This window comes from Pseudobdellovibrionaceae bacterium (assembly GCA_020635075.1).
Taxonomy (GTDB): Bacteria; Bdellovibrionota; Bdellovibrionia; order Bdellovibrionales; family UBA1609; genus JADZEO01.
The window spans coordinates 991,110-1,005,854 of the sequence record JACKAM010000002.1 but is presented as its reverse complement, the minus strand read 5'-3'; the positions used below and the strand labels follow the sequence as shown (position 1 = coordinate 1,005,854).

The 14,745-nt window shown below is 50.9% G+C and carries 8 protein-coding genes; 5 read left to right on the top strand and 3 right to left on the bottom strand.

Annotated features, from left to right (window positions below; all coding sequences use genetic code 11):
• The 3 genes from H6624_14495 to H6624_14485 all read right to left on the bottom strand — a co-directional run.
• A partial coding sequence (locus H6624_14495; protein ID MCB9085553.1) for a PKD domain-containing protein occupies positions 1-5,325 on the bottom strand: 5,325 nt, incomplete at its 3' end.
• Positions 5,326-6,090: 765 nt separating this feature from the next.
• Positions 6,091-6,408: a four helix bundle protein gene (locus tag H6624_14490; GenBank protein MCB9085552.1), complete on the bottom strand. Its 318-nt coding sequence runs from the start codon at positions 6,406-6,408 to the stop codon at positions 6,091-6,093.
• A gap of 667 nt (positions 6,409-7,075) precedes the next feature.
• Positions 7,076-8,308: a hypothetical protein gene (locus tag H6624_14485; GenBank protein MCB9085551.1), complete on the bottom strand. Its 1,233-nt coding sequence runs from the start codon at positions 8,306-8,308 to the stop codon at positions 7,076-7,078.
• Between the two features lie 303 nt (positions 8,309-8,611).
• Between H6624_14485 and galU the strand changes: the two genes are divergently transcribed.
• The 5 genes from galU to H6624_14460 all read left to right on the top strand — a co-directional run bounded on the left by galU (position 8,612) and on the right by H6624_14460 (position 14,562).
• A complete protein-coding gene (galU, locus tag H6624_14480) occupies positions 8,612-9,496 on the top strand; it encodes a UTP--glucose-1-phosphate uridylyltransferase GalU (GenBank protein ID MCB9085550.1) in 885 nt (294 codons plus the stop codon).
• Positions 9,497-9,517: 21 nt separating this feature from the next.
• Positions 9,518-10,396 (top strand): hypothetical protein, encoded by an 879-nt coding sequence (locus H6624_14475; GenBank protein MCB9085549.1) that lies wholly within the window; start codon positions 9,518-9,520, stop codon positions 10,394-10,396.
• A 5-nt stretch (positions 10,397-10,401) separates the two neighbouring features.
• Positions 10,402-12,423 (top strand): primosomal protein N', encoded by a 2,022-nt coding sequence (priA, locus tag H6624_14470; GenBank protein MCB9085548.1) that lies wholly within the window; start codon positions 10,402-10,404, stop codon positions 12,421-12,423.
• An 85-nt stretch (positions 12,424-12,508) separates the two neighbouring features.
• A complete protein-coding gene (locus H6624_14465) occupies positions 12,509-13,375 on the top strand; it encodes a hypothetical protein (protein MCB9085547.1) in 867 nt (288 codons plus the stop codon).
• A 56-nt stretch (positions 13,376-13,431) separates the two neighbouring features.
• Positions 13,432-14,562, top strand: a complete 1,131-nt coding sequence (locus H6624_14460; protein MCB9085546.1) for a hypothetical protein — start codon at positions 13,432-13,434, stop codon at positions 14,560-14,562.
• Positions 14,563-14,745 lie beyond the last annotated feature (183 nt).

The following is a 14,745-nucleotide window of genomic DNA, read 5'->3' as shown; positions in this document are numbered from 1 at the left end:
ACGATCTCTCTGCAATTGACTCGGACTCGTCATCACACTCTCAATCCCAGGAAAATTCCACGTCGCCCCTTGGCCTGACGACATTAAATAATCAAAGCCAGCGGTATTCTTCGTCAGCCAATCAAAGGCCTTCCTATTAATTAAAACCCATTTAGCAAACCTTGTCATCTGCCGGGTGGGTTTTGAGTCAACACAGCCAGCCGATGTCTCTCCTTGGGCCACACAAACCTTCCGCCACCGCAAGTAATCAGCCACATCCAAAACCTTCTGCACCCCATCAACAATTGGACCTCGATATTCAATCCTTTCACAGGTCCTTTCAAAATCATCCGTGGCCTCAGGTGGGATTTCAATTGATACTTCAGGATCGAGATAAATTGGACCTGACGGAACGGACCCATAACATGTTCCTTCATAAAACTCTAGATCACCAAAAAAGCGAAGGTCCATCTTTTGCCCATCTCGGTGTGATGAGTGGAGTCTCTGAAGCTTAGTGGGGTTTTTTATTTTCGGCACAACGAATTCACCCCCGAAAGGCAGACTCGCGTCATTTACTTGAAGATTCATGGTTGAACCGCAATCTACATCCAAGCTAACACACGGGTACTTAGTTAGATTCACTGGCAGCTGTAGAGCAGCTACTTGATTGACATTAAAGCTCTGATTAAGAACGTCTAGCGTGCGAATCAGTTCGGCACGAGCATACATGGATATCCTCCCACCATACATCGGAGCACCTACTTTCTTTCCGTCATAAAGTGGGGTGACCTGAATTGTCCGCGTCGTTTTGAAATCACCAACCTCCTCTCCTCTTTGATTCACCTTTTTTCCTGTTAACTCAAACACAAGATCAAGCGAATCAAATGTCGCCGCCCGAAGAGCGTCAGGCCCCAAAGCTTGCTCAATGTTACCGATTTTAAGTTTCAGCTCTGGTTTGTTGTAATACGTGTACGTCGAATACAGATTCTGCTCAACAGTGATATCCTCGGAGAGAACAGCGCCATACTTCGTTAAAATCTTTGCTCCAGTTAGGTTAATCCAGTAAAAACCGATACTCGGAGCGACTTTAAAAGACACGGCCCATTCTCTTTTGGGCTTGTAATCGTTGTAAGGGTTATGATGACCCCCAGAGCTGGACCCATCAACAGATAAAGGCAAAAAGTGACTCTGAGGTATTGTCAATATGCCCATTGCATAATCGCGATTTACTTTACCAGCGGTAACTCCTTGAATGTAGGGCTCGGGGACTGAATCGTAGACACAGCCTGCATACAATTGCTGATTCGAACCTCCAGCCGTCCTGAAATCTATCGATCTTATTGTAACTTCATCATAGTCTTCAACTTTCTGAAATATAGTTTCTGGAATACTGAATGCCTTAAAGGTGGGATACGCAAGGTCAACGGCTCTCAAATTTCCGGGATTCAATTCAATGACCAATTTTTCACCACTTACTCTCTTTAAAACACCACCTTCCATTCTTGAGAAATCGATAAACGCCATAACCGATACCTTTGCAATTGGGTTCCCTTTGGGAATCTCAACTGGAGGCTGATTTGAAGTGTCTCCCATATAAGGATCAACGGGATAGCCCAATCCCTCGGCTAAGTTTGCGGCCTTAGCTGTTTCTTCAGCAACCCTTTGAGCATAGGCTGACTGCGTTCTTGTAGCCTCATTGTAAGCGTTCATACAGTGTGCATATTGGGACGTATCAGGCGAATAGGTCAGGCACTCGGCGTAGATTGCCTGAGCAAGCGTATATGCTTCGTATTCTTTGACGCCCAACTCATAAACCTTGAGGCTAATCTTCTGGCTCAGTTGCTTTGCCCGCGCAATTTGTTGCCTTTCCTCTAGATTCCAAGCTCGATCAACCGCTGTGCAATGGATACTTCTGGGAGAGTTCTTCGTCAGCCGCACGGGCTGGTGAGGGCTCGTCGACCAGAAGGGCGTGGCGTAGGGCGAGAAAACCTCGGGATCAAGTCCCAAGGGTGGTAGCGGCGGCGGATCCCAGTAACCCCGCTGGGCCGACATCATCATCAGACCCTGGCTCTGAACTTGAACACTCCAGTACAAATTATCAGGACTTGATGGAAGTAACTTTACTTCAATACTCGAATCAGGCGAAACCTCAAACCCTCCGTGAATGTAGCCATAGCTTGATTCACCGACGACAAGGTATTTTCCAGGCTCCAGATCTTCGATCACAACCGATTGACTAGAGCCAATCGTGTGGGTGGTTCGGCTGAGGTTTTCGTGGGCCAGAGTAAAGCTAAGATCTGTCGCTCCCGAGGTGAACGTGATGGATGAGGCCAAGGTGATGGGTGCTGTGAATCCATGACCAACAACACCTTCTCCAAGATCAGCGCCGACGTAAATGCGAAAGGGCTTTTGTGTAGATGTAACCAGATCCCGAATGGTCTGGGCCTGAAGTTGAATCTGTCCAATGGGAGTCACAAGCATTTGTGCTGTGAGGTCAACGGGGTCCTGATCCAAGGACTCATCATAGAGGAGTTCAACTCTAAGATCTTGCAGGCTTTGGTTAAACTGCAGTTGCCCCGTCCCCTCAAAGACTGTCAACATCTGAGCAGATTTGGGGAGTTTGTTTTGTGGGGCTTCAAAGGCCAAAAGACACATGTTGCCCTCAAGATCATTCACGCAGGCCTCAACGGGAACTTCCACTTGGTAGGCTTGAGTAGGCAATGGCTGACCATTATGAGTGGCAACAAGACTCACCGTGTGTGTCCCGGGTCGGGAAAATAGGTAATTCAGTTCCCGTGTTGTCCCCACCGGCACGTCGTTGACCTTCCACTCAAAGCTTCCTTGGCCTGGGTCTAACAAGGCCTCAAAGATCAGCCTTGTTGTCAGATCTCCTAGCTCATGGGCCCCGTCCTGCTCGCTTGCCAGACCAAGCTCACTACCCCAGGGGCCTTTCACCATAAAGTCACTATTTGGAGGATCGGGCCTTTGCAGAAAGAGAATTCTCTGCGAAGCCGTACTCGATGCCCCATAGTTGTCATAGACGATCAAAACCAAATCATCGAGATAGGGAAACTCCTGGCTTAAGTTTATGTAAGGACCTGAGCCTTGAAGGACTTGCCCCTTCCATCTCCATTCGTAAAGAACGATCTCCCCATCGGGATCATGGGAGCCCAAGGCATCTAGGTAATAAGCTCCTGGGGCGTCGATAAAACCGCCAACCGGAGAGATCTGCGCCACGGGTGGCAAGTTCCCAGGTGGAACCTCTTCAGAAAACGCCACAAACTCCATCCACTGGGAGTTCATATTCCCCTGATTGTCCTCGACTAACAGCTCAACAAAATACTTTCCCGGATCTGAAATCGTATAGGTCGTTATGGCGGACTGGCTAAAACCCCCGCTAGGAAAGTGCCATAGGGTCCGACTGATTTCTCCGTCCGGGTCATAGGACTTGGAACTGTCTAAAGTGACCACAAAAGGAACTCGGCCAATACGGGCCGAGGCTTCAATGACCGCTACGGGCTGAACCCCTGAAACCACATGAACCATGCCGTAGGCGATGGCCGTTTGGCCCAGGGCGGTGGTCAGAGTCAACGTGGGCTTGTAGCTCCCATTGGCCTGATAGGTATGACTCACTTGTTTGAGGTTCTCCCAGTTTCCGCGTAATACCCTGCCGTCATTAAAATCCCAAATGGCTTCGATGGGACCTGCCAATGGAACGACTGAACTTTGGCTATCAAATTGAACGGCCTCACCAAGGTTCATTGATGTGCCATTTTGCTCAAAAGTTGCAATGAGTGATTCACTGCCTTCGCCTGAGACCTGAATGGTTGATTTGGCATAAAAGCGATTTCCCAGGACATCAAAGGCATGGAGCACCACTTCATATTCACCACTTCCAGGATAGGTGTGCCACTGAAACCTGCCCCTTTCGAATGTGGAATCGCCGAAATACCAAAAGAAGTTCTGCAGTTGCCCAAGGATGGGAAGCTTGGTGTTTGACCCGTCAAACTCCACACTGTTTTTACCAAAATCATAGATACTTAAAAGAACAGGCGGAACGGAGCCCTCTTCGAAAGGAACAAACACTTCAAAATACTGAGTGGACGATTTACCCTCATTGTCGATGACCGTCACACTGCCATAATAGGCTCCCGGAGATTTGTACGTGTGATGAGCAGTTAAACCCATAGCTTCATTAATCACCGACAAATGGTCGCCAAAGTTCCATTCCACATGAGAAATAGACCCGTCCAAATCAAAGGACTGACTGGCATCAAAGGTCACTCCGTGGGGGGCTGGACCTAAAAGTGGCGAGGGAGTTAGTACAGCAATAGGGGCCAAGTTATCTGCGCCACCTACTTGAATCCTGGCAAAGACCTCACTCCGGCCAAGCTTAGAGTCTCTGAGCCGTAAGCGTACAAGGTACTCCCCTGGCTGAGCGTAAAGGTGGCTCACGACACCTTGATCCGTACCAATGACTTCAGGAGTGTTGTCCCCGAATCGCCATCTAAAACGGATTTCGTCGCCATTGGGGTCGTAGCTTTGACTGCCATCAAAGGTGACCCTTACCCCGCTGCCCTCGGCCACTTGGCTGACGGAAAAGTGAGGGACGGGAAGATGATTGTCCTCAAGGCTGATCGTCCGTGAAGTCTTAGTCGTCAACCCTTGACTGTCGGTGATCGTAAGGCTGACGGAATAATCACCAGCCTCAAGATAAAAGTGTTCAATAGTGGCATAAGAATCGGTCTCATGGGGATAAAGAGTCAGAGTTTTTCCTGTGCCAAATGCCCATGTGTAGCTCACTATCTCGCTGTCTTCATCTACAATAGGAAAGCTTGTACTGAGATGAACCCTGACCGGTAGACCGTCTGATTTGGTCACATAAAAGAGGCCTCCGCCGTCACTTGGGGGTTTTGGTTTTGGCAGCACAGTAAACTCAATCGGTACCGAAATCTGCGCCCCATCGTTGTCGGTAACCGTCACGGTCACGACATAAACTCCTGCCACTTGCCACGAGTGCTCGGCCACAAATCCCGTGCTTGAAGTATTGTCACCCCAGTCAAAATGCACCTCACTCACCGACCCGTCAGGATCGGTAGAAGCCATGGCATCAAAGAGCACCACTTCGTCTTCAAGAGGCTGATCGGAACTCCAGGTTAGGTTTAAAATAGGAGGCTGATTAGAGCCTTCGCCATAAATGCTCACTTTTACGAATGAGCCTGGAAAGCCTTTAAGCTTTAAAGACAAAGTGGATTTATCCTCAGTGAGGTCAATTGGGATTCGAACTTCCTGAGTGGTGATGTTGAGACTTCCCGGAGTTAGGATCAAATTCTGATTGAGCCACACATGGCCCGCGTGAACGCGTGTAAACAGAGTTTTAAAGGCTGCAAGCCCTTGTTTGATTCGGCAAACAAGCGAAACTAAGCTTCGCTCTTTCGGACAAGAACCTAATTCAACCGGAAGACCGTTTTCAATAACAAGGAGATACCCCCCCCCTGGCTAGATCAAGGCTTTGCGTTTGAGTGTGAGGCTTGAAGATGCGGCCATGGAAAGTTTCAGGGCCCCAGACGAGATCGAGATCTTCCGGTGCCTCTTGGTTATGCGAATCACTAGGTGGCTGAACGACCGATGGGCCATGCTTAAACCAGTGGCCCATCTTGGCGTAGGAAACCTCTGGCCCAAAGAACCCAAAAGCCAAGAGCACAAAAAAGGCTCTGAAAGTAATTGAAGTAACAACAAACCACCAACTACTGCTACGACCGCAAGCTCTCTCAACTCCAAACGCCATGACTTCTCCCTTTTTATCCCGTCAACGTGCCACTTTAAAACACGGGAAGTCGTTCTTATTTTGTGAAGACTCCATCTTAAGGGAGCAACTCAAGGTTTCCAATACCCCGCCAAAATGAGATCTGTTGATATCAGGCACTTAACCACCATTAAGTCTCCCCTGAAAACGACCAAACCCAATCAGATTAGGCCATTGAGGAAATCTGAGGATTTTTTCACGGCCTTGTTTCAATCTTGGAAAGCTCGCTTGGAGTAGGCCCAGGATTTCCACTCAATTTTGATTGAGATCAGTCTTTTCCGGAGCCTGACTGAGCACTCTCCCCGCTAGGTCCCGAGGGTGAGCTTAAAGACAGAGGCTCCTAGATGGTCGGCAAGGTCAATGAGCTTTTGGTCATTGATGCCTTCGATTCTCAGTATCGCTTGGCACTCGCGTAAGGAGCCCAAGGCAATCGAGTAAAACCGCCGCTTGTCTTTTGCGCTGGGTTTACCACTCCCCTCGGCGAGATTCAGCGCAACGGATGAAGATGCCCGGAGCACCTGATCCCGCAGATGAATCGGCATCTTCAACAGCTTTACCTGCTGGCAAAACTCCACCGCCAAATCCAATGATCTAAATCTGTATTCGCATTTCTTCTGAGTCATTTTAACTTCCTTTGTAAAGTGTGTTGGCCATCACCCCAAGGTGGGCCAACCACTGCGACAAAGGAACAAGTCCTGTGAACGTTACCCGTAACCAGTAAACGTGACAGTGACAGCCTCCGAATCCGTGACTGTAAACCGACACACACACGGAAACGTTTACGGGATTCAGATCACGGGTTACGGAAAATGGTGGGCCAACCACTGCAACAAAGGAAAACGGATCCCGGCCCGGACACGGGAACTGTCGCAGAAACGCTAACAGGTTACGGTTTACTGGTTACGGAAAAAGGGGACCAACGAACGCAACAAAGGAGGAATTTCCGTTTGCGTAACCTGTAACCCGTAAACGTGACAGTTACAGTTACAGTTACTGTTACTGTTACTGTTGCGGATACCGAAACCGTCACGGAAACGTTTACGGATTACAGATCACGGGTTACGGAGAATGGTGGGCCACACCACTGCCACAAAGGAACGAATCCCGCGATCGTAACCCGTAACCAGCAACCCGTTCACGGTGCCACGACAGTTTACCGTCTCCGTCACTGTAGACGGTGCCGTCCACAAAAACGGAAACCGGCACGGAAACGTTTACGGATTACGGAACACGGGTTACGGGTTAGATACACCGATTACGAAACACAGGTGGGCGAAAGCCCCAGGAAAACTACTGCCGCACACAAACACTGATGTAATGAGGGCAGGAGATGCCGTCACCGGTGCAATCGCCACCGTCATACTTGATGTCTAGTGAGCCATTGGTGTCTCGTCCGTAACAAAATCCGTTGCTCTGTTTAGGCATGACACAACGGCGGGAGAGGTCCACCCACCAGTCTTCGGGACGCAATACCCGGCGAATGGCTTCAAGTGCCGGACGATCCTGGGCCGTGGGATTGAGCGGATCTGCCACTCGCAAACATGCGGTTTTAACCGAATCCACGTCCTGAGGACGAACGATGATAAAGGTGTAAGAGTTGGAGCAATCCCAAGGCCTCAAGTTGGCCTCGGTGGGTGATCTTCGCTGCAGATCCACCTCTTGGATACTGTTGATCACCCGGTGAATACCGCGAGTGAACACTGGGCGGTTGGTGGCATTGTTTTTGTCGATGCCAAAGCCCATGCGAAAATCAATTTGATAGCCTTTGCCATAGGCCTTTTTGCGGTCGTTGTTGTCTGGGCTTTTGGCGGCAATGCCCCCTGTCTGCATGACATCAGTGTAAGTCAAAGTCAAAAGTCCCACGTCACGCAAATGATCGCGCACACTTCCTGCCGCCACTTCGGAATCCATGTAACGGAGGCTTCCTTCAATCAGGCGGCCGGAGAGTCCCGACACTCCAGAGAAGTAATTGATCCGATTGTTCTCACTCAAGCTCGCCAACCGCTCAGCAATGGCCGGGCTGTCTAAGGCTGCCAACAGATTCGAATAGTCTTTATTCTCCTGAACTGATCCACCGCCTGAGGACGCCAACATACTTTGAGCATCGCTGCGCTGACGGACGGAGAGCTGAAGAATGGATGAAGCATTGATTTCACTCTGCGCTAAGGCGTCAGCTCGTTGACCAGGAGTGAAGTTCTTGGTGGCCGACAAATAGGAATCGCTAAAACGCAGGCCCGTGTTAGCTCCATAGGCCCCAGCTCGGAAGGTAAAAAATGCCCGTGAATTGTAGTCGGTCCCCATTTCTGAGCACGACATATAGGCAATGGTGTCGAGTTCCGTATCATAGGCAAATGGCAATTGATTGGTAAAACTCAGGGAGTCTTGATTAGCAAGATCAAGAGGGTCGGCACAGTTTTGAAAGACGAAGAGCAAAAGAAACGTCAACGTGCCTGCGGTCGTCGCCAGGCGCATGACCCATCCACGGTTTTGTCTCATTTTGATCCAGAATGTACCCAGCCTCATGCCTTATCCCCCACTACACCATGTGATAAAGCACATCCCGTGCCGACAGGATTCGCAACTGCGACTGAGATTAGTTTCCCAAAAATTTTGGTAACTACATGAAATTTCAAGGTTTAACCGCCAACTCATGGGGCTTTGCGCCAGCCATACCCCGTTACAAATTTGACCATCGATCAACCGCTGAACATCAGTTTCTCTTCGGCACATTCTCAAAATAAATCAAGGGCATGGCCCCATTTTGCTGGACCGAAGTGGGGCAGCCCTTTTCTTGCCATTGCAGGCCGCCTGTGATTTCTTCTCTCTATGCCTAACACCGTAAAAAAAGCCGTAATTCCTGTGGCCGGACTTGGAACCAGATTTCTTCCGGCGACGAAGACCGTACCCAAAGAACTCTTTCCTCTGGTTGATAAGCCCATTTTGCTCTTCATCATTGAGGAGGCCGTGCGGGCCGGCATTGAAGACATCGTTCTCGTCGCCGGTCGGGGCAAAACCGCCATTGAGGACTTCTTTGATACCTCTTATGAACTAGAGGACAAACTGGCAAAAGGCGGCAAAGAGGATCTGCTTCACGAAGTTAGGCGTATTAAGTCTTTGGCCAACATCATTAGCATCCGCCAGCTTGAAGCCGGCGGCCTTGGTCACGCTGTCTTGGCCAGCCGACCCGTGGTTGGTGACGAGCCCTTTGCCGTTCTCCTGGGAGATGAGTTGACCTACACCAGAGACGGCGAACCTACAGTCACCGGGAAACTGGTGAATTGCTTTAAGGAGACCGGGGTGAGCACGGTGGCGGTGATGGAAGTGGAACCACAGGAAGTGAAAAAGTATGGGATCGTCGCCTATTCAGGCGAGAAGGACGGCCTCTACAAAGTCACCTCGGTGGTGGAAAAGCCCCAGCCGGAGGCAGCACCCTCACGCCTTGCCCTGCCGGGTCGCTATGTGTTTTCATCAGCCATCTACGGGCACCTGCAAAAGGTCAAGCCCGGTGTGATTGGCGAGATTCAATTGACGGACGGCATGACCATGCTTGCTGAGCAAGAGGGTCTTTACGCCACAACATTTTCTGCTCGCCGCTACGATGCGGGCGACAAGTTTGGTTATCTGCAAGCAAACATTGAGCTGGGACTTGAGCATCCGGAAATCGGAAGCAAGCTCAAATCCTACCTGAAGGATCTTGCCAAAGGACTTTGAACTGAATATTGAGGTTGAACCATGAAGCACATTTCAATTTTAAGCCTACTCCTGTTTGTCCTTTTGATTCCCTCGGCCCAGGCCTACATCCCCGATTTTAAAATGATCATGTCGAGAACGGCTGAGAACCACGGCCGCGGCGTTTATCAGATCATTCAGGATGTCACTCTTCAGGAGGAACCCGAGGCCCTGGTCGTAAGAGAAACCTGGTATATCAAGGGCGAGAATCAAATGCGCCTTGAAGTGCGCGGTCGCAAACGCCTTGAGGGTCTGGTGGCCATGACCTTCATATATGATGGTAACCGCAGGTTTTACGTTGACCCCAACGGCGCAAAAAAAGTATCTCGCCCCAGCGACGAGTGGTTTGAACCATACTTTCACTTTCGCTTTCAAAAAAATATCAAGCCCATGATGGTTGCGGCCAAGATGGCGCCCACTGAAATTCTTGAAGACGATAAGCCAAAGAAAAAGGTCAAGGCCTTTGACCCCAACGAGCCTCGCAAACCTCAGCCATATGTGCGCCTGTCGCGCATCGGCGGTTCCGTGGCTTACGCCGTTGGCGAGCCTACTCCGGCCGGTGCCAATGAGGCCCTGCCGGGAATGTGGATTGAGCAAGATCACTTTCTCATTCGCAAGGTTCGCTTTCCCTCTCAGGCGACCGTGACTGCCAACTCTTACTCTCAGTACGCCAATAGCCTGTCATTAGCCAACCAATCGACAGTCTCCTGGGAAAATCGCCAGGTTCAGATCCAGGTGGTGAGCGTTAAACCTCTGCCCAGCTCTGGTACGATTAATAAGCTTTTGACCGATGCCAGTCTGGATTTTGGCAAAGACCCCTCTGTGGCGATCAAGCTTCCGGAGATTGAGGCCGTCACCGAATTTTATAAACGGTTTCGATGAGCGAGATTTCCGACCAAACCTTATTTTCTGTTGCCGTGGACGCTCCCCTGCCGGGGCCTCTTTCCTATGGGCAGCCGAAAAACCTGGGCGCCGTTGTCCGCGGACAGGCGGTTAAAGTTCCCTTGGGAAAGCGCAAAGTGGATGGCGTCGTCGTCGGACTAAGCCGTGACAAAGTCGACTTTGTGGTAAAACCCATTGAGTCGGTGAGTGCCGATTTGCCTCTGCTGCCTGAGCCCACCCTGGCTTGGCTTGAATGGCTGTCCCGTTACTACTTCTACCCCCTGGGCCAGGTGGCCTCTTTGTGTTTTCCGCCGCTCAAGAAAGGCGGCCGGGGATCGCGCAAGAGTTCGCCCATTCCCGAGCCAACCCCAGAAGCTGAGCTGAATTTGACTGCAGAACAACAGACCGTGCTAGGCCAGATTCATGCCCAGCCTGGCTTTTCCACCCACCTTCTTCATGGTGTGACTGGCTCGGGTAAAACCGAGGTCTATTTGCGATTGATTCAAGACACCTTGGCGGCCGGTAAAAAAGTTTTGGTTCTCGTTCCGGAGATTTCTCTGACTCCGCAGTTACTGCGCCGGTTTTCCAATCGCTTTCCCGATCAACTTGCGGTTCTTCACTCTCACCTCACCGAAAGAGAGAAGACAGATCAGTGGTGGAGCGTGATCGATGGGGACAAAAAGATTCTCGTCGGCGCGCGCTCGGCCCTTTTCTGTCCCATTCCCGACATCGGATTGATCGTGATCGACGAGGAGCACGAGCCCAGCTTTAAACAAGATGAAAAGCTTAAGTACCACGCTCGGGACGCGGCCATCATGTTGGCCAAAGAGCACGACTGTCCCATCGTTTTGGGCTCCGCCACCCCAAGTCTGGAATCCTGGCACAATGCCCGCCTTGGCAAGTTTCAACTGCACACCATGAGTCACCGGGTGGCGGAAAGAAAAATGCCCGAAGTTGAAGTGGTGGACATGCGCCACGAACGAGACCAAAGAAGACAGGAGCCTTCTGAAACTGAACTTCCCTTTTGGTTGAGCCAGACTCTATTCGATAAGCTGGTGGATTGCTTTGAGCGAAAGGACCAGGCGGCCTTATTTTTGAACCGCCGGGGCGTGGCCCAATATGTTTTTTGTCCTTCTTGCGGCCTGACATACGAGTGCCCTAACTGTTCCATCTCTCTGACCTTGCATGGAAAAAACCATCTCGTGTGTCATTACTGTGATTATCACGAGCGCCTTAACGAAACCTGTCGCGATTGCGGATCAATTGAAGTTGGACCCTTGGGCTTGGGAACTGAGCTTTTGGAAACCGATATGGCTCGCTTGTTCCCGAATCTTCGCATTGCCAGGGCTGATCGGGATGAAATCCAAAACCGTGAAGACCTTGAGGATTTGATTTCTTCCGTCGAAAACCGGGACGTGGATCTGCTCATTGGTACGCAGATGATTGCCAAGGGCTTGGACTTTAAAGGCCTGAATCTCGTGGGCCTGGTGATGGCCGATGTGGGATTTAATCTTCCTGATTTTCGCGCCGCCGAGCGCAGCTTCCAACTTTTGATTCAAGTTGGCGGCCGGGCGGGAAGGCATTCTGAGCTGCCGGGCCAGGTGGTGATACAGACCTATAATCCTCAGCACCTCAGTGTCCTGTATTCCTGCAACAACGACTATGTGGGTTTTGCTGATGAGGAACTAAAGACCAGGCGGTCATTACGCTATCCTCCCCACGGGCGCCTGTGCTCATTTCGCATTATGGGTAACAGTGAAAGCCGCACTTTGTCTGCGGCTGAGTTTTTGGGCAAACGCTGTGAGTATCTGCAGCAAAACCATGAGGTCTACCGCGAACTCCAGATCTTAGGTCCTGCGCCGGCGCCAATTGCCAAACTTAGAGGGAAGTTTCGCTTTCAGATCCTAATCAAAAGTCCTGACCATGCCCGCTTGGCTGGTCTCTGTCGCCAGGCCCTTGGTGATGAAAAGTGGATTCCCTCAGGTGTGAAGATCTTAACCGACATCGATCCGGTCAATCTCCTCTAGTCTAGCCATCCGGTGAAACAACCTTGGCCAATGGGGGCCATTCCCGATAAAATAAGTGGGATTGTTTCTATATGTGGGATGACGAATGATGGCTGCGAAAATGAAACCCTGCTCTCGATGTGGCACCCCAACCGAGGAGCACCTCAAGATCGAGCCCGGCATGAGGCTCGCTCTCCAGGGAACTGTTGATCCCAGCCAAATTCCTGATTCGGCCTGCCCCAAGTGTTACGATGAACTCACCCGCAGCGTCTCCAAAGGCATGAAGCTGCGCATGGAGGCCCAGGCCCGCGAACAAAACCGGGCTGTGCTATGGAAGAGCCGGGTAAATCTCATTAAGCAAGCCCGCTCGCTGATGAACCAAAAGGCCTATTCGGAAGCCGCTGTCTCCTACGAAAAGTACCTGCGCGTTTTAGAGATCGTCTACAACAAGAAACCTGGGCAATTGGACCCCGGGATCTTTAACAACTCAAAACGCTCAAAGGAAATGACGATCATCACTTCCGTTTATTGGGATCTGTTGCGCATTTACGATATGAGTCCCCGTTACGGTGATCGCCAACGCAAGGCCGCGGCCAAACTTGCCCAGTTTGTGAAGTTCAGCACTATTTATCCAGACATTGTTAAACGTGCTGAGGCCTTTGTCCGCTCAGCAAAACACCCGGATATTATTCGCGAGTTTTTAAGGTCATCCGGAGGTATGCGCGGCAAGTGTTTCATTGCCACTGCAGTCTATGGGGATGATCCCTATGCCCGCGAAGTCCTACTTTTACGCCGGTACCGAGACACCGTCCTGAGGAAATCCCCCTCGGGCCGCGCCTTGGTTTATTGTTACTACCGAATCTCCCCGCCAATTGCCGGAGTCATTCGTCAATCACCTTTTTTACAACATCGCCTGAAACCCTGGCTCCGCTATTGTGCGGAGCGCCTATCTCAGCCGCAAAAGCCCTTTTAATCAGCAGTCTCGGGAAATTTCTTGAAAACCACCCCAGGCTCATAGAACGTAGGCCTATGGCATCAGCAAAAAAATCTGAATTGTTCGATACGATAGTCATTGGTGGGCACCTGACAGGACTTATTGTCGCCAGAGGCCTTGAGTTGCGCGGTCAGTCCGTTGCCTTGGTTGAGGAGAGTGATGAACTCGGCGGTTCGTTGCGCCCCTTTTCCGTCAATGGCCAAACTATGGAATCCGACTTGGCCCTGATGCCAGCAAGCGAGGAGTCCGCTGAACTTCTTCAATGGCTGCAGGAATCTCTCGGCACCCCGGTGAACAGCGAAACCATTGAGGCCCCACCTGCAACTTTTGATTCCGGAAGCTTTAAAACATTCGTGGGCTTTGGCGACCGTAAGTTTCTCAGTCTCAACGTCTTGTCTGCGTATAACCAAAACCAATTGCTGGAGTTGGCCCAATCCCCTTCGATCTGGGTCGAACAACTGGTTGCTCAGTATCAAGGCGAGGCCTTTACCCGCAGTGTTTTGACGGGCCTTGAGCCTGCTGACACGGGCATGGCCGTGACCATTAATGGTGCCAAAACTATTTTTGGCCGCCAGGTTGTCTATTGTCTCCCTTCTCGTCAGCTTCTCGACGATTTGGAAATCGATCTTGTCCCCGGACGGGTTCGGCAAAGAATGGCCAAGTCTCGACTGTGGACCTCCGTTTACCTGCACCTTCACCACTCAAAAGTACACCAGCAGTCCCGGTCCCTGCACTTTCTCTATGGCAGCAAAGATGACTATGAACCAACTGTGGGCCGGTTCTTCGCCCCTCGCGCCGAGGAGAACTCGGGTCAGTGCTCCGTGTGGATGGGCCTTCTCCCCACAGAACTAGCCGATGATTCCGAACAAATTGCCAACACCCTTCGCGAAATGAAGAAGCAAATCAAAAGGGCCTATTCTGACCTTTTTGAAGACGTCGTGGCCGAGAAAATCATTGTTGAGTTCAACTCCCACGGCCTAGTGGACCTGGGACTTAAAGAGTTCGGGGTCCTGCCAGATCTGCCGCAAATGTACCTGGCCCACCCGACCCTTTGGCCCCTTTTGCCCCTGCCCGCAGCCCTGAAGGCGGCCAAGGAGGCCCTCACCTGGGCGGACCAATCTCTAGGCGCGTCTGCGGCTGACACCGAGGGATCGGCTTTACTTTAATTATTTCAAATAGATACGCTTTGCCCTGCCCTTGCCTGGGAACTCAGCTTTAGCAGCCTTTGATGGCTTCAAATTGTTGCCCTGCCCAATAGTTCGTGTTAACAGTATCCAGCTTTTTTTAACTACACACTTCCCCATTTCTTTGGTCCCTCCGGGGCAAAGGGGAAGGCGGCTAAACCAGAG